Consider the following 19,556-nt stretch of genomic DNA (forward strand, 5'->3'; position numbering starts at 1 on the left):
CACCTACTTTGCTAAGCTTTTTAATTACTATATGAATTATTTAGAGGAAGGTTCATCAGTAATAAATTGGCGGATTTGTAGCGTACGAGAATTATTAAAAACATAGTCAACATTGCCGATTTGGAAGCACGCGGAATTTAAAAGTGTTCGCAAGTGAACATCATTTACTTCAATAAAAGGGCACTCATTTACAATATTCATTTTTACATCTGTTGTTCGCTTTGGAATTGTAATGTGTTCATCTGTAAAGATTTCAAACGCATCAAAACGACCTTCACCTTTTATATAACAAGGGATTTCTCGATGAACGATAAGCGCTCTATTTTTTAATTCTATTTGATTAGCATCCCCGGCCTGGAAGACGGCGGAAACCCCCATAGAAATGATAGAAACATTTTGTACAATTGAAGTATGACGGAGCATAATTTTTCCTCTCCTCAACCTGGAGTCGGAGGGACATCTGTTACTAATGGTACAAATGGTCCCTCTGTAACGGATTCGAATGGCGTATCAAGAATTGAAGAAAGGATGAGAAAATTTGCATCTCCAATTAAAAATAATGAGGAAGAAGAAACCCCGTTCATTTTAATCTGCCCTACTTTTAATTCGCGGTTTACAACATTTAAATTCATACATACTTACTCCTTTCGGAAATTGCCTGGTATGTGTTGAATAAAGGAAAGAAAAGCTTTGTCAATATCTTGTTTCATTGCTTGAATAATGACGTCTCGTAAATAATCGGGATCTGAGGAGATACCCTCATACGATTGAACTTGTGATAAATAATACGGAAGTCTATGTTCCATCTGTTTTTTTATGTCATCCACCATCATTTGTCGATACATCTCATCAAGCGGCGTTCTCTCTTCTTGTTCAAAATGGAGAATTCGACTATATGCTTCTTCATCTAAATAGCGATGCATTTCTTGAAGGATACCTTGATAAAAGTCTGGATTTGTTTCTGTTTCAGGATTTACTTTTAATGTTTCTGTATCTACTTGAAAATCTTCAATTTGTTGCCCTTTTGTTGAAAATGGATTCAAGCCAATATTTAAAGTACCGTTTAAATTTTCTACTTTTAATTGATCGAATTTATATTCCACTTTTCCTATAGAAGAGGAGGGGCGACTTTTTAACTCATTAAGCTCTTCTTGTAGTAGGCGAACTTGTTCTTCGAGATTTAGAATAGTTTGCTGCTGTATTTGGAGAGCTTGCTGAAGTTGGTGTAGGTAAGTGTATATATCTTGATTCATTTTGTGAAACCTCCTTTTCAATAGGGAGGGGATAGTACTGCTATATATTTATGATAAGGATGGTCTAAGAAGAACTAGTTGAAGGTTTAATAGAAATAATTTGTCCTTTCGCACTTAAAGGGCGAAGAGGTTCTGTAAATCCGCCAGAATTTGAGAATTTAGAAAGAGCCTTAATACTACCTGCAGTTCCAATTTGAAAAACGGAAGAGGTCGTAATGCTATCGATTTTAATGCTGTTAATGATGATACTTTGGTTCACATAAAAATTCAATGCAATCGCCTCCTTTAGTTCGAACCGATTATTGCTTGATCAATTACATCTGAATCATTGACAGTCGTTGAGCTTTGATAATTGTAGACAGAGATGTTATCCCCAACATTAAATGAACCGGCTCCGGCAAAAGCGCGTGAATAACTAATAGGCCTAATCGCAAATACATCTCCAATATGAAAAATACCACTTGATCCAATATTAACGATACGAATATGTCCGACCATAGCTGGCATACAAAACACCTTTCGTTTTTAAAATTTTCTTTTCTACTATTGTATGGGCGTTTTCAATAAAATGTGTATTTTTTTGAAATAAAAGAAACACATGCGTTATTGCGCATGTGTTTCGAACATTTGAGTGTGTGTGCAATCTGTGTGTATAGGCCAAACAACATTTAAGAGCCTGTCCAGTTCCTGGCTACAATCCACTGTTTTTTGAGAAGTCATTCCGTAGCGTTCAGCAAAATAGATCATTTTTTCGCGTTTTTTTTCGATAGCTTGCTCAAACATTGAAATCGGCTCCATCTCTCAATAAATTTTATGTATATATGTAGTACATATTATACAAAAATCCCATAAAAAAGAAACATCTTCGCTAAAAAAAGTATAATTTCTACATTTTATGTCAAATAACGGATGAGGAACAAATGTAATAATGGTTGAATATTGTAAAAATTAGCGTGTGTAAGAAGGTTTTTTTCTTAAGGATGCGAATACAATTAAAGGGTAACTAACTGTTACGATTTATTTAACCAATTATAACCAAAGTTAATTAAATATATCAGTAAGCCCTGCTAGTCAAGTGATTGGCTAGTAGTGAGGGGTAACTGCTTAAGCTGATTGAACTACAACGTGGCTAGAAATGGTGAGCGTGAATGTTGAGAAAGCAGAAAAAATCAATCAGGTGATTAAGGAGTTGACTTCTGATGATATTGGCGAAGAAAGTCAGACTGATTCCAACGCCTGAACAAGAAAAAGTGCTTAGGAACCATGCTGGTGCTGCAAGATTCGCTTATAACTATTGTAAAAGAATGAGTGATAGATACTATAAGCTATTTGGAAAATCTGTTTCACAGTTAGCTTTACAGAAACGATTTACAAAGATCAAGAAGTGAAAGAGATATGAGTGGTTAAATGACATCAATGCACAAGTTCCCAAGCAGGCTTCAAAAGATTTTGACAAGGCGAGGAAACATTCGTTCGAAAAGTACAAAAATGGTTATCACACTTCTTATAAATCCAAAAAAGATTTAATCCAAGGATTTTATGCCAATTATGAAAGAATGATTATAGGAAAGAAAGTAGTTGATATTCAGTCCATTGGAGAAGTGAAAACAAGCCAACAACTACCAAGAAACAAAAAACTATCAAATCCAAGAGTTACCTTTGATGGTCGTCACTGGTGGATTAGTGTAGGGTTCGAAGAATCCTTTGAAGCACAAGAATTAACCGATGAGTCGATTGGTGTGGATGTTGGTTTAAAAGAGCTGTTTGTGGCTTCTAATGGTACGAAAGAACGAAATATAAACAAAGATGCCAAGGTTAAAAAACTTTTGAAAAGGAAAAAGTCAGCGCAAAGAGATATGTCTAGGAGATTTAAAAAAGGTGTAAAAATTCAATCTGCCGGATATGAAAAAGCTAAAACTGAGCACCTTCGGTTATCTAGGAAAATTACGAATATCCGAAATAACCATATCCATCAAGCAACAGCTAAATTGGTGAAAACCAAACCAATGAGGATTGTTGTGGAAGACTTACCTATCTCAAACCTGTTAAAAAACAAAAAACTATCGAAAGCATTTTCATTTCAAAAATTAAACTTCTTCTTTCAATGTTTATCATACAAGTGCGAGAAGTATGGCATTGAGTATGTAAAAGCTGATAAATGGTTCGCCTCAAGCAAGATTTGCTCATGTTGCGGAGTTAAATACGACCATTCAGTTCAACCAGAAGGACAGTGGAGTTTAAAAATACGTGAGTGGCGTTGTGTTCAATGCAATAGCCATCACGATAGGGATTTAAATGCTGCGATAAATTTATCAAGATGGGTAAAATAAATGCTTGATAATATGAGGTAACGATACTGCCTCGTGTGGAGTGTTATACCCCTCGTCCCTTCGGGGGTGCGAGAACACTTTGAAGCACTAACTTGTGTGAATTTGATTGAATTGTATAGATTTAGTTAAGTTTATCGTATCGGTATGAGTTTTAGGATGGAGAGTGGAAATATTGCGTTTTGTAACGGCTAAGAAAGAAGAAAAAGTATTTGTAGGTATTGTGGATGAAGAGGAAGATAGAGTCTTACATTTAAGAGAAGCGCAAAGACAAAAAGGGGAAAAGGTTACGATCCCGATTACTATGTTAGAGTGTATTGAAAGAGGAAGTGAATGCCTTGAGAAGGTGTGCGATATTGTAAATTGGGCGAAGGAAAATGCGGAAACGGCGTATTATCCGTTAGCAGAAGTGAAAATATTAGCACCGATTCCAAGGCCGAGAAAAAATATTCTTTGTGTTGGAAAGAACTATCGTGAGCATGCGGTGGAAATGGGCGGAGTAGAGTCTATCCCTGAAAATATAATGATCTTTACAAAAGCGCCAACAACAGTGATCGGAATTGATGAGCAAATTAATGGTCACCCTCATGCAACGAATGAACTGGACTATGAAGGCGAACTAGCAATCGTTATCGGTAAGCGAGGGAAACAAATAAAAATAGAAAAAGCTCTTGACCATGTTTTTGGATATACAGTTATAAATGATGTAACGGCTCGGGATATTCAAAGAAAACATAAACAATTTTTCCTAGGGAAAAGTTTCGATACATTTTGTCCGATGGGACCGTATTTAATTCATAAATCAATGGTTGAAACGCCGAACGCATTACACATCGAAACAGTAGTAAATGGAGAAGTAAGGCAAACTTCAAACACAAATCAAATGATTTTTTCAATAGAAGAAATTATTTCAACGATAAGTAAAGGGATGACATTAGAACCAGGCGATATTATCGCAACAGGAACGCCAGCTGGTGTCGGAAAGGGCTTTACACCACCTAAGTTTTTACACGCTGGTGATGAAGTTGTTGTTACAGTAGAGGGAATTGGTACGCTAAGAAATATAGTGAAATGAAAAAAAGAGCTATCTTGTGAAAAGATAGCTCTTTTCTATGGGCGTGGATTAACGGAGTAATCGATAATGGCGAAAATATACAATCCGATTAATGCTAAAGTGAAAATTCCAATTAGCATAACTGCAAGTGCGCTTCTCTCACGGCCAAAACCGATAATTGTAAGGAGAACAGCAGTCCAAAATGATGTTTTAAGTAGTGTGAATGTATTAGGAGTTGAATAATGACTGAGTAACGTTGTAGATAATATGAAGCCGATGAATGTCATAGAAATAAAAATTGTAGCTAAATAGTTAATTTGTTTACCATATTTCAATAGCATACAGTTACCTCTTTTTCAGAAAACAGAATATTCAATTTTATTTTATGGTAAACTACTAAAAAAAGAAAGAGGTTGTCCTATATTTAGGACAACCTCACTATGATTAAGATAGTACAGCTTTAATTTTTTGGAATGCCCACTCTAAATCTTCTTCAGAGATTACTAGAGGTGGTGCAATACGAATTACGTTTTCGTGTGTTTCTTTACATAATAGACCAGCTGCTTTTAGTTGTTCACAGTAAGGACGAGCTGGCTCGTTTAATTCGATACCGATGAATAAACCTTTACCGCGAATGTCAGTAATCATTGGGTTATCAATTTCTTTTAATTGCCCAACTAGTTTTTCTCCTAATTGAAGAGAACGCTCTGTTAATTTTTCTTCTTCTAATACTTCAAGAGCTGCGATAGAAACAGCACATGCAAGTGGGTTACCACCGAATGTAGAACCGTGAGAACCTGGCTCGAATACGCCTAAAATATCGCTGTTTGCTGCAACACAAGAGATTGGGAATACGCCGCCGCCAAGTGCTTTACCAAGTATGTACATGTCAGGAGTAACATTGTCCCAGTCGCAAGCAAATACTTTACCAGTACGGCCTAAGCCTGTTTGGATTTCATCTGCAACGAATAAAACGTTTTCTTTTTTACATACTTCAAAAGCTTCTTGTAAGAAACCAGCTGGTGGAATGTTAATTCCTGCTTCACCTTGGATTGGCTCTAAAATGAATGCAGCTGTATTTGGTGTAATCGCAGCTTTTAACGCTTCTAAATCACCGTAAGGAATTACAATAATGCCAGGAAGCATTGGACCGAAGCCACGCTTGTACTCTTCGTTTGATGACATAGAAACAGCACCCATTGTACGTCCGTGGAAGTTATCTTCACAAACGATGATTTCTGCACGATTTGCCTCTACCTTTTTCACATCGTAAGCCCAGCGACGAGCTGTTTTAATTGCAGTTTCAACAGCCTCTGCGCCTGTATTCATAGGAAGTACCATATTTTTATTTGTTAGTTTCGCAACTTTTTCGTACCAAGGACCTAATTGATCGCTATGGAAAGCACGAGAAGTTAACGTAACACGATTAGCTTGGTCAATTAAAGCGTTAATAATTTTCGGGTGACGATGACCTTGGTTTACTGCAGAATATGCACTTAGTAAGTCCATATAGCGGTTTCCTTCAGGATCTTCTACCCAAACGCCTTCTGCTTTAGAAATAACGATTGGAAGTGGATGATAGTTATTTGCCCCGTATGTGTCTGTAAGTTCAATAATATCCTTAGTTTGAATCATGATTGTTCCCCCTTTTGTTATTACAAGAAGTTTGTAAATACTCTAAATATTATAGCATTTAAATGTAAAAAAGCGAAACATTTCCTGAAAATAAATGAACATGTTATCATATAGAGTGAAAAAGTGTGAAAAGAGGAGGCAGGGATACGATGGTACATATGCATATTACAGCATGGGCGTTAGGATTAATTTTATTCTTCGTTGCGTATTCACTTTATTCAGCAGGAAGAAAAGGTAAAGGTGTACATATGGGGCTTCGCCTAATGTATATTATTATTATTGTGACAGGTTTCATGTTGTACATGAGTATTGTGAAGACAGCAACAGGTAGCATGCACATGTGGTACGGCATGAAAATGCTAGCTGGTATTTTAGTTATCGCTGGAATGGAAATGGTTCTTGTGAAAATGAGCAAAAACAAACCAACAGGGGCGGTTTGGGGCTTATTTATTGTCGCACTTGTGGCGGTACTATATTTAGGACTAAAATTACCATTGGGCTGGTACGTATTCAAATAAAAATAAAACCACCTTATAGTCTCAAATATTTGAGAGATAAGGTGGTTTTTATTTTACGTTGCATCGAGATGCAACTCTTCTCCGTTTACTTTCGTAAATCGTAAAATATTTTTATTAGAGGAAGAGTGGCGTACGAAATGATGCTGCAATGTACAAATCATTTCTTCGTTATCGAACAAAAGAATATTTACTCCTTCGCATGCTTCATCTTTCGGTAAGAATGATAAATAATTATGACAATACATGCAATCGTATAAAGAGTAATTAAGCGATTGCAATGATTCGGTTAATAATGTAAAGACAGAGTCAGGTAACTCCTCAAGCCATTCATTATAGCTAAGAAGTAATTTTTTTCGAATTCGTATCATTTCCCCGTTTTGGAGAGAATGTTGTTCATCTGCAATTTGCAATATGTTTTGTTCATAAAAACGTGCTGGTAGCCAATTGTTGTTATATAAAATTTCAAAACCATCTTCGGCAATATCTTCTAATAGAAAAGCCTCATCATTTTCATCATCAAAGAATATCCATTCGTTGTTTATATATTCCACATTACCGATTGAATGAGCACGCGGTTGATTATACAAAATATGTTTGCGTTGTACCATAGTTCATTTCTCCTTTTATAGAAGTAGTTATTCTTGTTATGGACAGTTCGTACGTTCTTTATAACCTAGACACACCTAAAGAGAGATGGGCATACAATAAAACACGTTTTACACTGTGAAACTGCTATTCCGTATATGGATAGTTAGTTATCGTCAAGTTTGTTGTTTTTATGTATCCGCACTCATAGGGTGGGGATTACTGCACGTTCAGAAACAGATATTAGATTAGGAAGGATGATTCTTATGTGCGGGATTACAGGATGGGTGGATTATAAGCGCTCATTAGAAGGGGAAAGGGACATCGTGACGAAGATGGCGGAAACGCTAGCGAAACGCGGTCCGGATGATAATAAAGTTTGGATTAAAGGGAACGTTGCATTTGGGCATAAACGGTTAATCGTTGTAGATCCTGAAGGTGGTAAACAACCCATGACCTGTTTGAAAGATGAAACTAGTTACGCGATTTGCTATAACGGAGAGCTTTACAATACAGAAGATATTCGCAAAGAGTTATTAAGAAGAGGTTATACATTTAAAGGGCATTCCGATACAGAAGTACTATTGGCCTCTTATATCGAATGGAAAGAAGAATGTGTCGATCATTTAAACGGTATATATGCGTTTGCAGTATGGGATGAGAAAAATGAACGAGTCTTTATTGCCAGAGATCGATTAGGTGTGAAGCCGCTATTTTATAAATATGATAGCGGACGATTATTATTTGGTTCAGAGTTAAAAGCGATACTGGCGCATCCAGATGTGAAGGCGGAAGTATCGTTGGAAGGTTTGTCAGAAATATTCGGCCTCGGACCATCTAGAACTCCTGGGCACGGTATATATGCTGGTATTCAAGAACTGCGCCCGGGTCATGCAATGACGTTCTCAAAAGACGGTTTATGTATATGGAGATATTGGAATGTGGAAAGTAAAAAACATGAAGATTCATTTGAAGAAACAGTAGAGAAAACTCGGTTTTTATTACAAGATGCGATTACGAGACAATTAGTTTCTGACGTACCACTATGCACTTTTTTATCAGGCGGTGTAGATTCAAGTGCTATAACAGCAATAGCTGCGAAAGAGTATGAAAAATCAGGAAAAGGGCAATTACACACGTATTCTGTTGACTATGAAGATAACGAAAAATATTTTAAAGCGAATGCGTTTCAGCCGAATTCAGATGCTCCATTTATTAATTTAATGACAGAGACATTTCAAACAATCCACCATCGCTGCGTCATTTCTAATGAACAACTAGCACAGTATTTAACAGAAGCAGTACTCGTTCGTGATTTGCCTGGTATGGCAGATATTGATTCGTCATTATTATGGTTTTGCCGTGAAATAAAACAAGATTTTGTCGTCGGATTATCTGGAGAATGTGCAGATGAAATATTCGGTGGTTATCCGTGGTTTTATAGAGAAGATGATTTACAATCAAGTGCATTTCCATGGATGCGATCTACAGAAGCACGTGAACAACTGCTAAAGAAAGAATGGAGAAATAAATTAAATTTACAACAATATGTGCAACAACGCTATGAAGAATCCATTCAAGAAGTGCCGATTTTAGAAGGGGAAAGTGCGCTAGAAGCGAAGAGGAGGCAGTTATTTTATTTAAACATGGTATGGTTTATGACAACATTATTAGACAGAAAAGACCGTATGAGTATGGGGGCAAGCTTAGAAGTACGCGTTCCATTTGCGGACCACCGACTTGTCGAATATGCGTGGAATATTCCTTGGGAAATGAAAATGTATAAAAACCGCGAAAAAGGTCTATTGCGTAAGGCGTTAGAAGGATTACTTCCAAATGATATATTGTATAGAAAGAAAAGTCCGTATCCGAAAACACATAATCCGCACTATACGAAAGCAGTCACAGTATGGCTCCAAGATTTATTAACGGATAAAGGCTCAATTTTGCATGAATTGTTCGATAAAGAGCAATTGAACGGGTTGATCCAATCAGGCGGAAGTGCATTTCAATCGCCTTGGTTCGGGCAATTAATGACGGGGCCGCAACTTTTAGCTCATTTAGCACAAATTCATGTGTGGTTTAAAGAGTATGGGGTAAATATTAAAGAATAGGGAAAAGGGCGGCTTGCAACATATATGTAAGTCGCTTTTTTATTAAATGAATTGTCATATAAAATTAAAAATTATATTAGAGATAATATTTATTTAGAATTATTATTTTGACGTATTTATTATTGATTGTTATAATTGGAAACAAATATTATTGAAAAAGATTCTCATTTCGAAAATTGTTATATAGATGATGCATACTCACATTCATCACGGTGTAAGCTGTCTGAAGAAGTGCTCCAAGATTTAATCGGACGGTATAAAGCGATTAGTGGAATTTCACCGCTTGCAAAAATAACGAAAGAGCAGGCGCATAAATTAACAGATTCAATGAATAAAATGTTTACAGAGTATGAATTTGTTTGTTACTTAGGTTTAAAACATATTGCCCCATTTAGAAGTTTTATCCCGCTATTTGCGGGCAGTAAAACTGTCACCTCAAAATTCAGCTGGAGCAAAGAAGTTAGGTGGAAGCCCTGCTGCCCGTAAATGCCCGATTGGTGAGGGCTAATAATCAGTGGGGGATGAACAACCCCCACTGATTAAAGTTTCACTTTATATGACAACGATTATGAATGGAAAGTTGTAAATGATGAATTAAATGCCCAATATTTTAGACCAAATATGCCGAATGCACAATCTGCATTTATTGATTGCTTAGCTGAAATTGTTTCCAAAAAAATGAAGGGAATAGTTGACAAGAATTTAGTTTTGAATAATAATTAGTTTATAATAATTTTAAATAAATAATAATTACTACGAAAGAAAGAGGAGGATCCCCCTTAATGAATCCAAATAATCGCTTAACAACAAACCAAGGTGCTCCAGTTGGAGATAACCAAAATTCGCGTACAGCTGGTCGCCGTGGACCGGTATTATTAGAAGACTATCATTTAGTAGAAAAACTTGCACACTTTGATCGTGAACGTATCCCAGAGCGTGTTGTGCATGCACGTGGTGCAGGTGCTCACGGTGTATTCGTAACGAAAAACAGCATGAAGCAATATACGAAAGCAGCGTTTTTACAAAATGAAGGAACTGAAACACCTGTATTCGTTCGTTTTTCAACGGTTATTCATGGTCAAGGTTCTCCGGAAACAGCTCGTGACCCGCGCGGGTTCGCTGTTAAATTTTATACAGAAGAAGGAAACTACGATATCGTAGGTAACCATTTACCTGTTTTCTTCATTCGTGATGCAATTAAATTCCCTGACATGGTGCATTCTTTAAAGCCAGCACCTGATACAAATGTTCAAACGCCAGATCGTTACTGGGATTTCATGACGTTAACTCCAGAATCTACACATATGATGACATGGGTATTTTCTGATTATGGTACACCGGCAAACTACCGTGAAATGGAAGGTTTCGGCGTACATTCATTTAAATGGATTAATGCAGAAGGTAAAATTGTTTACATTAAATACCACTGGAAACCACAGCAAGGTGTGCGTAACTTAAGTGCGAAAGAAGTAGAGCAAGTACAAGGTAAAGACTTCAATCATGCAACTCGTGACTTATTCGATGCAATCGAAAAAGGAAACCATCCGAAATGGGATTTACACGTACAAGTAATGCAACTAGATGAAACGGATTCTTTAGATTTCGATCCATTAGATCCGACGAAAGTATGGCCAGAAGATCGTTTCCCATTAATAGAAGTAGGGACAATGACGTTAAATCGCAACCCGAAAAACTTCTTTGCGGAAGTAGAGCAAGTGGCGTTTACTCCAAGTGCAACTATAAATGGTATTGAAGCATCTGAAGATAAATTATTACAAGGGCGCTTATTCTCTTACCCAGATACACAGCGTTACCGCCTTGGTGCTAACTACTTACAGATTCCTGTAAACTGCCCATACGCAGCTGTTCGTAACCAACAACGTGATGGTGCGATGCAAGTAAATCAAAACCCATCTACAGTAAACTATGAACCGAGCCGTCATACAGAAAATCCGGTTGAAGATCCAACTTACCGCGATTCAACTATGAAAGTAGAAGGTTATGTATCTCGTGAAAAAATCGACAAACCAAATGATTTCAAACAAGCAGGTGAGCGTTACCGTTCATTCTCTAAAGAAGAGCAAGACAACTTAATTACGAACTTAACAAATGACTTAAGAGATGTAAATGAACGCACAAAATTACTAGCTATTTGCAACTTCTTCCGTGCAGATCATGACTACGGAATGCGTTTAGCTGGGGCGTTAAATGTAGATATTTCGCAATATGTAGGGAATGCTCCGAAGTAAATAGGAAAAGACGACTGGAAGAAATTCTGGTCGTCTTTTTGTGTAAAATATGTTTTAGATGATGTATAAAAAATGTTATACTCTTGTCAAATTAGTTTTACATATAAGAGGTGTATTTTATGAATGTTTCGATTTTTATTATTGCTTTAATTGTCTTTTTATTTATAGTGTTTACTATTGTGAAGATGTTTATAACGATCGGGAAACAAGGTGATGAGCGCGCTACTTTTATAAAAAATAAAGCGATGGCTGAGACGTTTCAAATTGCGGTGGGGGTTAATGGTACTTGAGATGATACCTTTTATTTATCATCGGTTTAATGAAACTGTAGGAACACCGTTTAATCCAGTTCGCTTTTTAGCTGTAATAGCGATTGCGTTTCTTATTATATTAAGCCTGAATAAAAGTAAGTACGGTGATTCATAAGTTATGCAGATGTATTTCTCGTTTGAGTTACGTCGAATTGTGCAGATAAATCGATGTGTTGTGTCGAAAAGTCGATATAATAGAAGGAAACGATCGATATATTAAAAAATCGTTGATATATTTTCTATAATATTAGATGGGGTATACACGAGCGCAAATGCGAATAAATTATATGTATCAATTTCGATATATAGCAAAAACGATAAATGTAATAATCACCTTTTATTTAATAAAACTAAGTGGCCTGAGTTCTACATCAATAGGAACTCAGGCTTTTTTATGCAAAAAATTTATGAAATCTTTTTGGAATAAAACTTAGGACAAGAAAGAGTGCGATTTCACCTAAAATAGCGACAGTGATATTGAATAAGAAGGTACGGAAATTTGTAGTAATGTGATTGAGTATAGCGTATTTCCAGTAGGATAAGCTCATGAAAATCACTCCTTATAGCGTTTTTTATAGTATATAAAAATTGTTTCGTAAAAGTGCATGTCCTAGTTTGTAATTTGTAAAAATACAAAATGAATTCTCAACAAAACCTCAACAATTGAGTAAGAAAAGAATATGGAATATATTCCTTATACCATTACATAGAAATAGGAGTATTTACAAAGTGGTTTTCTGAATTAACATAAAATTTACAAAAAACTAATAAATTGTTGAAATAATACAAACAAAAATATATACTCTTTATATACTTTTTACAAAATAAGGATGTGGTTAAATGATTTACAAGGTTACTTAATTGTTTATGAGTTGTTTCATTCGAAGATTCGAAATAAATTTAAGTGAGGAGAAATGAATATGTTTCGATTTATGAAATCTCCAATCGGTATAGCGGTTGGGGTAGCGGCGGTTATATTGGCATCACCAAAAGCGAGAAAGGGATTGCGAAAGCTTGCAGTAAAAACAGTATCAGCCTTTCTTGGTGCGAAAGAACAAATTCAAAGTGCGGGTTCGGAAATGGAAGAGGCTTTGCCAAAAGTGAAAGAAGCGGCACGTAAAGTAGCAGTAAAAACAGTATCACCAATTATAGGAGCGGTCGAAGCTGTTCCAAATACAATTTCTAAATTCCAGGAAAAATGGGTTTCTCGTGTAAATGCGTATCATTCTGAGCAAAATATAGATTATGAAAATCTGCCTGTCACTCCTTAATCACTCCATGAGTAATACAGCTTTTTACTTCCTTCAAGACGATAAGGAGGATGGGGATGCAAAGTAAATCATTAAAAACAAGATTTATACGATCGTTACCTGGAAGAATTCGAATTGAAATTTATAAGTTAAAACACAACAAGAACATGGCGAACTTGATATTAGACCGATTTAGTCAAGCAGAAGGTATTTATCAAGTAAGTCCCTCAATTTCTACAGGAAGAGCCCTTATTACTTACGATATCAACAAGACCTCTCTACATAACATTTGCAAAATAATTCAACTTATAGAAGAACAAGTGACCAAGCGAAAGAAAACTAGTACAAATAGCAGTGAAGAAAAGGAGGAATTAATAGATTATTCATCTAGTGTAGTTTCTCGTAATAATGACACTGTTCATAGCAAAAAGGATGAAGGTGTGCCGTTACCGTTAGCGCTTTCGGTTGTTGGGTTAGGTGCTTTCGGCATAAAACAATTATTTATGGGTAGATCTGCCTTAGCTAGAAGTCCTGGCCTTTTTTATGTATCTGGAGCTTTATCTGTTGTGACGGGTTATCCGTTCCTGAAGCGAGGATTCAAAAAAATGGTTGCTAGCAAAAAGGTGAATTCTGATCTTGTGCTTGGTGTAGGAACACTTGCACTTGCGCTCGCACGGGAGAATATTGTCGTGCTTGCCGGTCTTAGTCTATTAAACTACTTAAACTGGAAGCGTAGTCAAGCAAACATAAACGAAGAAAATGAAGCGTATAAAGAAAATCTCCTTTCTCCAGAGATTAAAGCGTATAGTGAAAAACAATCAAAATGGGGAATGATTTTTGGGGGAGCAACTTGGGCTTTCACTAGAAATCCTTTACGCGGAATGGCAGTTTTATTAGCGGCTAATCCGAAACCAGCTGTCTCGTCGGCAGAATATGCGTGGCGACAAGGTGACCTCGTTGCAAGAGAAAGAGGATATGTCATTCCAAGTGGTGGGTCGTTATCACAATTGTCTCGAACAAAAACGATAGTATTGGATGATACATCTCGTATATTCCAGTCCTCAGCAGAGGGGATGAGTTGTATTTCACAAGATGAAAATGAAGGGCAAGTTTGGTGCACAGCCGCTTCTCTTATTGAGAAAAGTGAGCATGTATGGAAAGAAGAAGTCATGCAATGGGCGGCGCAAACTGGAAGAACGTTAAGAAGAGCGTTTGAAGTTCAAATAGAGAATGAAGGGATAAAAGGTGAAATCCAAGGGATAACTTCCTTTTTCGGAAGTAAAGATTTTGCCGAGCGAAATGGTGTAGATATAAGTGCGTATGAGCTGGAAGTGAAGAGACTTGAAAAAGAAGGTTTTCAAGTGCAGTTCGTCGCTAAAAATAAAAAATGCCTCGGTCTATTAGTTGGAGCGAAGGTTACTATTATTCCTGAATTCAAAGAAGTAGTGAATGGATTACATGAAAATAAGTGGAGTATAGGCGTTTTGCAAAATAGTTTACATGTAAATCGTAACATTCTTTCTCATTATGGCGTGGATGATAGCTGGAAGCAGGGGGATGCTGCCAAACGGGTGAAATTGCTTCGCTCAAGTGGAGAAGAGGTATTATTTGCATCGGATCATAATAATGATTTTCCATCTATACCGTTTGAAGAAATAAAAAATATCCCACAATCTACAGCGTATGCAAACCGAATCAATAAGTTGGTGAATGAGCATTTCCGCGCAGCGAAAGTGTGGAATGTGGTGGGAGAGATGTTAGCAGTTTGGTCTATATTCACAGCACCTGTAATCGCCTTATTTGCAAATGCTTTATCGTTAACGTTCTTATCTAGGGCGAGAAGAATGAGTGAGAAGATATTTTCCTATGGAGAATTGTCGAAAATGGATTCTTCTCAGCCAAAAGTGATTTCTGCTAAACAAGATCAAATTCCGTGGTATACATTTAATCAAGAAAAAGTGATGAATAGATTACAAGTTGAGAAGCAATATGGATTAAGTGATACACAAGTAAATATACGAAAAGAAGAATACGGAATGAACCAAATTGAACCGAAACCGTCAGTTCCTTGGATTGTATCGTTTATGGGTCAATTTAAAGAATTTACATCGCTTATTTTACTCGGAGCAGCCGGATTATCTGTTATATCTGGTGGTTGGTTTGATGGAGTAGCGATGGGGACAATTCTCGTTGTAAATGCAATAATTGGGACGCTTCAAGAGCGGAAGGCGGAAAAGGTAGTTGAGGCTTTAAATCAATTCCGAGCTCCTGTTTGTAAAGTAATACGAGAAGAAGCAGAAATAGAAATATCAAGTAGCGAACTCGTTCCAGGAGATATTGTCTGCCTGGAAGCGGGAGACCGTGTACCTGCTGATCTTCGCGTTGTTAACTCTTGGAACTTAGAAATTAATGAAGCGATGTTAACGGGAGAGTCACTTCCAGTTGAAAAGAAAGCGGACGCTATGCCAGAAGAATGCTCGTTAGCAGAACGAAATAATATGCTCTTTATGGGGACGTCTGTAACACGTGGTAAAGCGGTAGCAATTGTAGTAGAAACAGGTATGTGTACAGAGATGGGCTATATGATTTCCTTAATGAAAGGGGAGGAAACAGAGCCTACGCCATTGCAGCAAAAGGTGACATCTATTAGTAAAACATTTATTAAAGGAGCATTTGTAGCTGGTGGTCTTGTACTTATGGCGGGGATACTAAGGGGACTGCCAATTACGCAAATGATCACGACGTCGGTTGCTCTTACTGCCTCTGCTGTTCCAGAAGGGTTGCCAATTATGATCACAATTGCTTTAAGTGCGGGTATATTCCGTATGCAAAAGCAAAATGCACTCGTTCGGAAGCTTTCGAGTTTAGAAACGCTCGGTAGAACGACGGTAATTTGTTCTGATAAAACGGGAACTCTTACGAAAAATGAAATGACGGTTAAAGTAATTGCTACGCCGAATCGTTTATGGAGTGTAACGGGTGATGGATATGAACCAGTAGGGGCGATTGCTGATGTAACTTCATCTAAAGTTGCTGCTGCTGTAGATACGGATATAGAAGAGGTTACTTATTATGAAACGGAAAGTATGCCACTAGAAAATCCGGATTTATCTCGTATTCTTCAAATTGGTGTCCTTTGTAACAATAGTAAATTAGAGCAGGAAGATGACCTATGGATTGTGAAAGGTGATCCGACTGAGGGAGCTTTATTAAGTTTGGCTTCTAAAGCGGGTGCATTACATGAAGATATGGCGTCATTTGAACGTCATCATGAAGAACCCTTTGATTCAGAGACGAAAATTATGAGTGTTGTTTGTAAAGAGAGTAATGCTGAAGAGTTATATAAGTTCTCGAAAGGTTCTGTAGAGGCAATTCTTACTCGTTGTAAATGGTATCAAGATAACGGTCAAATATATCCGTTATGTGATAAGCAAAAAGAAGTTATTTTACAACAAAATGAAGAGTTTGCAAAACAGGCATTAAGAGTATTAGGTTTCGCATACAGCAATGGCGAAAGTGATGATCTTACTTTTGTTGGATTAGTCGGTATGATTGATCCGCCAAAACCTGAAGTGGAAGAGAGTATTCGTGAAGCGATTGAGTTAGGTGTGAAGCCAGTAATGATTACGGGAGATCATCCGACTACTGCGATTTCGATTGCGAAACAAACTGGAATTTGGAACCGTGAAGATCGTGTTTTAACGGGATTAGAAATTGATAACATGGCAGATGAGGAATTAAAAGAAGTTGTAAAAAGTACATCTGTTTTTGCGCGTGTGACCCCGGCTCACAAATTACGAATTGTAACTGCATTCCAAGCTGATGGTCAAATCGTCGCGATGACTGGAGATGGTGTAAATGATACACCGGCTATAAAAAAGGCGAATATCGGTATTGCGATGGGGCAAACCGGAACAGAAGTTACGAAAGAAGCAGCTGATTTGATTTTGAAGAAGGATCATTTCGGTTCAATTGTTGAAGGGGTCAAAGAAGGTAGAACGATCATCGGAAATATTCGTAAAGCAGTTGGTTGTTTATTAACGGGGAATTTAGCGGAAGTGTTAGTGACTAGTGCTGCTGTTATTGCAGGAATGCCGATTCCATTAGTGCCAATTCAAATTTTATTAATGAATCTTATTACCGATGCTTTACCAGCGATGATTTTAGCTGTAAACCCTGGAAACAAAACGAAGCAAACGAAACGCCAAGATATTGTTGATAAAGATTTGTACAAAAAAGTTGTGACAAGAGGAGTATTGCTTGGGATAGGCTCGCTCGCTGTATTTGGTATTAGTTTAGCAGTTGGAGTGCCACTTCCAGTAGCGCAAACATCAGCATTTGCGGCTTTAGTTGCCGGACAGCTCATCCAAACTTTCTCCTGGAGACAAGAGGGATCGGAAGAAACGATGCGTGATTGGTCAAAAGACCGTTTCTTTATTGCAGCGTTAGGAACATCTTGGCTCGTATTGTTATCAGCTATATATGTACCGCCGTTAGCTCGTATATTCCATACCGTTCCGTTAACACTGACGCAATGGATACCTGTTCTTCTCGTAGCGGGTACAGTATCTCAAATCTCGAAACCTATTATTAATTTAGTTTCATATAAGAATAATAATCTAGTAAAACCGGTAGTTTCTGAATCTGCATTATTAAAAACAGTGTAAAGGAGCAATGAAAATGATACGAAAAGTTGTTATTGGATCTACTTTAGCGTTAGCAAGTGCCGCTTTATTACCTGTCGTAAGAAATACACTTCGTCCGCTTGTTGAATCGGGAGCAAGAGGTGTGAAGTCTACTTTTGAAACAATTAAAGAAGAAGTAGAAGATATTATTGTGGAAGCGAAAATGGATAGGATGCAAAAGCAATTTGAAAAAGAACTTTCTTATGTGGAAGATGACACTACTGATGAACAAGAAATTATAGAAGCGGCAGCTGAACAAGCGCAAGATGAAGAGGAGGAGATTAAGCATGATGCATAAAGCTGTAGAAAAAGATGCAGATTATCATTTGGAAAAAGCGTTAGAGCATTTTGAGCAGGCATTAGATTTAAGTGTAAAAGCGGCATCAGAAAATAAAGCGATGCAAAAAGAGGTTGCTACGAAAATGGGATCTTTCACTGGTGAAATCTTTCGCTCTGTTCGTGAAAAAGGAAAAGCAAATCGTATGAATATAATGAAATGGTTCACTCTTCCTCGCTTTTAAGGGAGGAAGGGGATTAAGTGGAAGGAATATAGGGAGCTTGTATCTCCCTTATTCATATTCCATGCTATGTATGTCACGTTAGTTTCCGGAACGTTCAACAATACGAAGGGGTGAACGAAATGGCAGCATGGATGATGGTATTAGCACTAACATTTTCATCAAGTATTGACAACTTAGGGGTAGGGATTTCTTACGGCATTCGAAATATAAAAATTAGTCATCTATCAAATTTTATTATTTCGGTAATTTGCTTTTTATTTAGTGTAGTAGGAATATATTTTGGCTTATGGCTGTCAAAAATTTTACCTGGGATTATGCCAGTTGTAATCGGTTCGTTCTTATTAGTTATAATCGGCCTCCGAATCATTTTACTAGCAATGCCTCGGAAGGTTTCGGTGCAAGAGACTGAAGGCGAAGCGGCGGACACAGAAATAAATGGCTTGACGAAAAATATCGGTAAATCTGGGGAAATCGGTTTTACAGAATCTATTTTTCTTGGAATTGGTTTGTCTGCTAATGCGCTCACAAATGGATTAGGAGCGGGTTTATTCGGTTTGAATCCAATTGCTATTTGTATTGCAGCTGCAGTGGGTAGTTTTATTACAGTATGGGGCGGAGTTGCATTAGGTAGAAAGATAGCTCACGTTCGCATCGGTAAATTCACTTTAGGTCAGTTTGGTACATTGATTAGTGGAACATTATTATTAGTTATTGCGTTTGCTGCATTTTTTGATTAATTCATAGAAGGTGAGTGAAATTGAGATTACTGTATAAAAGGCTAAAGTACTCGGAGTTAGAGTCGGAATTACAATTAGTAGAAAGTGTTTTAAGTTCAGGGTATTTTATTTTATTGGATTTAATCTTTGTATCTTTCTCATTAACGGTACTAACCTTTTCGCTGCATCATTCATTTTTTATAGCAATTGTTACATTTGTGAGTTCTTACGTAATTTGCGGTAGTGTATTTTTATTATTGCGGAAATGGTTAAAATGAGTTAAAAAGCTATCTTAAATTTTTAAGATAGCTTTTTTGTTTACAAAATGTAAACATATA

At 37.0% G+C, this 19,556-nt stretch carries 19 protein-coding genes and 4 pseudogenes; 14 read left to right on the forward strand and 9 right to left on the reverse strand.

Features of this window, described 5'->3' with window-relative positions; all coding sequences use genetic code 11:
• Positions 1-36: 36 nt before the first annotated feature.
• The 6 genes from KPL75_RS19780 to KPL75_RS19805 all read right to left on the reverse strand — a co-directional run bounded on the left by KPL75_RS19780 (position 37) and on the right by KPL75_RS19805 (position 2,036).
• Positions 37-423: a spore germination protein GerPE gene (locus KPL75_RS19780; protein WP_219917451.1), complete on the reverse strand. Its 387-nt coding sequence runs from the start codon at positions 421-423 to the stop codon at positions 37-39.
• 14 nt (positions 424-437) lie between these two features.
• Positions 438-632, reverse strand: coding sequence for a spore germination protein GerPD (gerPD, locus tag KPL75_RS19785; RefSeq protein ID WP_002149893.1), 195 nt, complete (start codon positions 630-632; stop codon positions 438-440).
• Positions 633-638: 6 nt separating this feature from the next.
• On the reverse strand, positions 639-1,253 hold the full coding sequence (locus tag KPL75_RS19790; protein WP_002087034.1) for a spore germination protein GerPC: 615 nt from the start codon (positions 1,251-1,253) through the stop codon (positions 639-641).
• Positions 1,254-1,317: 64 nt separating this feature from the next.
• Positions 1,318-1,524 (reverse strand): spore germination protein GerPB, encoded by a 207-nt coding sequence (gene gerPB / locus KPL75_RS19795; RefSeq protein WP_002149891.1) that lies wholly within the window; start codon positions 1,522-1,524, stop codon positions 1,318-1,320.
• A 14-nt stretch (positions 1,525-1,538) separates the two neighbouring features.
• Positions 1,539-1,760, reverse strand: coding sequence for a spore germination protein GerPA (gene gerPA / locus KPL75_RS19800; RefSeq protein ID WP_002149890.1), 222 nt, complete (start codon positions 1,758-1,760; stop codon positions 1,539-1,541).
• Positions 1,761-1,856: 96 nt separating this feature from the next.
• On the reverse strand, positions 1,857-2,036 hold the full coding sequence (locus KPL75_RS19805; protein WP_002149889.1) for an aspartyl-phosphate phosphatase Spo0E family protein: 180 nt from the start codon (positions 2,034-2,036) through the stop codon (positions 1,857-1,859).
• A gap of 416 nt (positions 2,037-2,452) precedes the next feature.
• On the opposite strand from KPL75_RS19805, the pseudogene KPL75_RS19815 reads away from it, so the two are divergent.
• Together KPL75_RS19815 and KPL75_RS19820 are read left to right on the forward strand one after the other, a co-directional pair.
• A pseudogene (locus tag KPL75_RS19815) lies at positions 2,453-3,583 on the forward strand (RNA-guided endonuclease InsQ/TnpB family protein).
• A gap of 172 nt (positions 3,584-3,755) precedes the next feature.
• Positions 3,756-4,655 (forward strand): fumarylacetoacetate hydrolase family protein, encoded by a 900-nt coding sequence (locus KPL75_RS19820; protein WP_219917453.1) that lies wholly within the window; start codon positions 3,756-3,758, stop codon positions 4,653-4,655.
• Between the two features lie 35 nt (positions 4,656-4,690).
• Here KPL75_RS19820 and KPL75_RS19825 read toward each other — a convergent pair whose 3' ends face one another.
• Together KPL75_RS19825 and rocD are read right to left on the reverse strand one after the other, a co-directional pair.
• Entirely contained in the window at positions 4,691-4,975 is a 285-nt protein-coding gene (locus tag KPL75_RS19825) for a hypothetical protein (protein ID WP_219917454.1), read from the reverse strand.
• A 103-nt stretch (positions 4,976-5,078) separates the two neighbouring features.
• Positions 5,079-6,269, reverse strand: coding sequence for an ornithine aminotransferase (gene rocD, locus KPL75_RS19830; protein WP_000616665.1), 1,191 nt, complete (start codon positions 6,267-6,269; stop codon positions 5,079-5,081).
• A gap of 149 nt (positions 6,270-6,418) precedes the next feature.
• Here rocD and KPL75_RS19835 point away from each other — a divergent pair, with 149 nt between their 5' ends.
• Positions 6,419-6,787 carry a YisL family protein gene (locus tag KPL75_RS19835; protein WP_002011256.1) on the forward strand — a complete coding sequence of 123 codons (369 nt, stop codon included), beginning with the start codon at positions 6,419-6,421 and terminating at the stop codon, positions 6,785-6,787.
• A gap of 53 nt (positions 6,788-6,840) precedes the next feature.
• Here KPL75_RS19835 and KPL75_RS19840 read toward each other — a convergent pair whose 3' ends face one another.
• On the reverse strand, positions 6,841-7,395 hold the full coding sequence (locus KPL75_RS19840) for a DUF2777 domain-containing protein (protein WP_219917455.1): 555 nt from the start codon (positions 7,393-7,395) through the stop codon (positions 6,841-6,843).
• Between the two features lie 243 nt (positions 7,396-7,638).
• On the opposite strand from KPL75_RS19840, the gene asnB reads away from it, so the two are divergent.
• From asnB to KPL75_RS27710, 11 genes and pseudogenes are all read left to right on the forward strand, one after another.
• The gene (asnB, locus tag KPL75_RS19845; RefSeq protein ID WP_219917456.1) at positions 7,639-9,486 is read left to right on the forward strand and encodes an asparagine synthase (glutamine-hydrolyzing); all 1,848 of its coding nucleotides are present in this window, start codon (positions 7,639-7,641) and stop codon (positions 9,484-9,486) included.
• 187 nt (positions 9,487-9,673) lie between these two features.
• A pseudogene (locus KPL75_RS19850) lies at positions 9,674-9,870 on the forward strand (ferrochelatase); the annotation flags it as partial.
• A gap of 165 nt (positions 9,871-10,035) precedes the next feature.
• Positions 10,036-10,209, forward strand: a pseudogene (locus KPL75_RS19855) (ferrochelatase); the annotation flags it as partial.
• A 59-nt stretch (positions 10,210-10,268) separates the two neighbouring features.
• On the forward strand, positions 10,269-11,735 hold the full coding sequence (gene katB / locus KPL75_RS19860; protein WP_219917457.1) for a catalase KatB: 1,467 nt from the start codon (positions 10,269-10,271) through the stop codon (positions 11,733-11,735).
• Between the two features lie 119 nt (positions 11,736-11,854).
• A pseudogene (locus tag KPL75_RS27705) lies at positions 11,855-12,161 on the forward strand (hypothetical protein).
• Positions 12,162-12,966: 805 nt separating this feature from the next.
• Positions 12,967-13,317, forward strand: coding sequence for a YtxH domain-containing protein (locus tag KPL75_RS19870; RefSeq protein WP_128282138.1), 351 nt, complete (start codon positions 12,967-12,969; stop codon positions 13,315-13,317).
• 56 nt (positions 13,318-13,373) lie between these two features.
• A complete protein-coding gene (locus tag KPL75_RS19875; RefSeq protein ID WP_219917458.1) occupies positions 13,374-17,963 on the forward strand; it encodes a cation-translocating P-type ATPase in 4,590 nt (1,529 codons plus the stop codon).
• A gap of 13 nt (positions 17,964-17,976) precedes the next feature.
• Positions 17,977-18,279, forward strand: a complete 303-nt coding sequence (locus KPL75_RS19880) for a hypothetical protein (RefSeq protein ID WP_002087012.1) — start codon at positions 17,977-17,979, stop codon at positions 18,277-18,279.
• Positions 18,269-18,502, forward strand: a complete 234-nt coding sequence (locus KPL75_RS19885) for a hypothetical protein (RefSeq protein WP_219917459.1) — start codon at positions 18,269-18,271, stop codon at positions 18,500-18,502. The genes KPL75_RS19880 and KPL75_RS19885 overlap by 11 nt, the downstream gene beginning before the upstream one ends.
• Before the next feature lie 56 nt (positions 18,503-18,558).
• Positions 18,559-19,239, forward strand: coding sequence for a sporulation membrane protein YtaF (gene ytaF / locus KPL75_RS19890; protein ID WP_219921139.1), 681 nt, complete (start codon positions 18,559-18,561; stop codon positions 19,237-19,239).
• A gap of 20 nt (positions 19,240-19,259) precedes the next feature.
• Entirely contained in the window at positions 19,260-19,496 is a 237-nt protein-coding gene (locus KPL75_RS27710; protein WP_002149873.1) for a hypothetical protein, read from the forward strand.
• Positions 19,497-19,556: the final 60 nt, after the last annotated feature.

The organism is Bacillus sp. NP247 (assembly GCF_018966865.1).
Lineage (GTDB): Bacteria > Bacillota > Bacilli > Bacillales > Bacillaceae_G > Bacillus_A.

Excerpts from the sequence above, each read along its gene's own strand:
- katB (WP_219917457.1), top strand. The coding sequence starts at position 10,269 with ATGAATCCAAATAATCGCTTAACAACAAACCAAGGTGCTCCAGTTGGA.
- KPL75_RS19880 (WP_002087012.1), top strand. The coding sequence starts at position 17,977 with ATGATACGAAAAGTTGTTATTGGATCTACTTTAGCGTTAGCAAGTGCC.
- KPL75_RS19805 (WP_002149889.1), bottom strand. The coding sequence starts at position 2,036 with ATGTTTGAGCAAGCTATCGAAAAAAAACGCGAAAAAATGATCTATTTT.
- gerPA (WP_002149890.1), bottom strand. The coding sequence starts at position 1,760 with ATGCCAGCTATGGTCGGACATATTCGTATCGTTAATATTGGATCAAGT.
- KPL75_RS19825 (WP_219917454.1), bottom strand. The coding sequence starts at position 4,975 with ATGCTATTGAAATATGGTAAACAAATTAACTATTTAGCTACAATTTTT.
- KPL75_RS19875 (WP_219917458.1), top strand. The coding sequence starts at position 13,374 with ATGCAAAGTAAATCATTAAAAACAAGATTTATACGATCGTTACCTGGA.
- KPL75_RS19840 (WP_219917455.1), bottom strand. The coding sequence starts at position 7,395 with ATGGTACAACGCAAACATATTTTGTATAATCAACCGCGTGCTCATTCA.
- gerPD (WP_002149893.1), bottom strand. The coding sequence starts at position 632 with ATGAATTTAAATGTTGTAAACCGCGAATTAAAAGTAGGGCAGATTAAA.
- KPL75_RS19870 (WP_128282138.1), top strand. The coding sequence starts at position 12,967 with ATGTTTCGATTTATGAAATCTCCAATCGGTATAGCGGTTGGGGTAGCG.
- KPL75_RS19885 (WP_219917459.1), top strand. The coding sequence starts at position 18,269 with ATGATGCATAAAGCTGTAGAAAAAGATGCAGATTATCATTTGGAAAAA.
- KPL75_RS19835 (WP_002011256.1), top strand. The coding sequence starts at position 6,419 with ATGGTACATATGCATATTACAGCATGGGCGTTAGGATTAATTTTATTC.
- asnB (WP_219917456.1), top strand. The coding sequence starts at position 7,639 with ATGTGCGGGATTACAGGATGGGTGGATTATAAGCGCTCATTAGAAGGG.
- KPL75_RS19780 (WP_219917451.1), bottom strand. The coding sequence starts at position 423 with ATGCTCCGTCATACTTCAATTGTACAAAATGTTTCTATCATTTCTATG.
- KPL75_RS19790 (WP_002087034.1), bottom strand. The coding sequence starts at position 1,253 with ATGAATCAAGATATATACACTTACCTACACCAACTTCAGCAAGCTCTC.
- rocD (WP_000616665.1), bottom strand. The coding sequence starts at position 6,269 with ATGATTCAAACTAAGGATATTATTGAACTTACAGACACATACGGGGCA.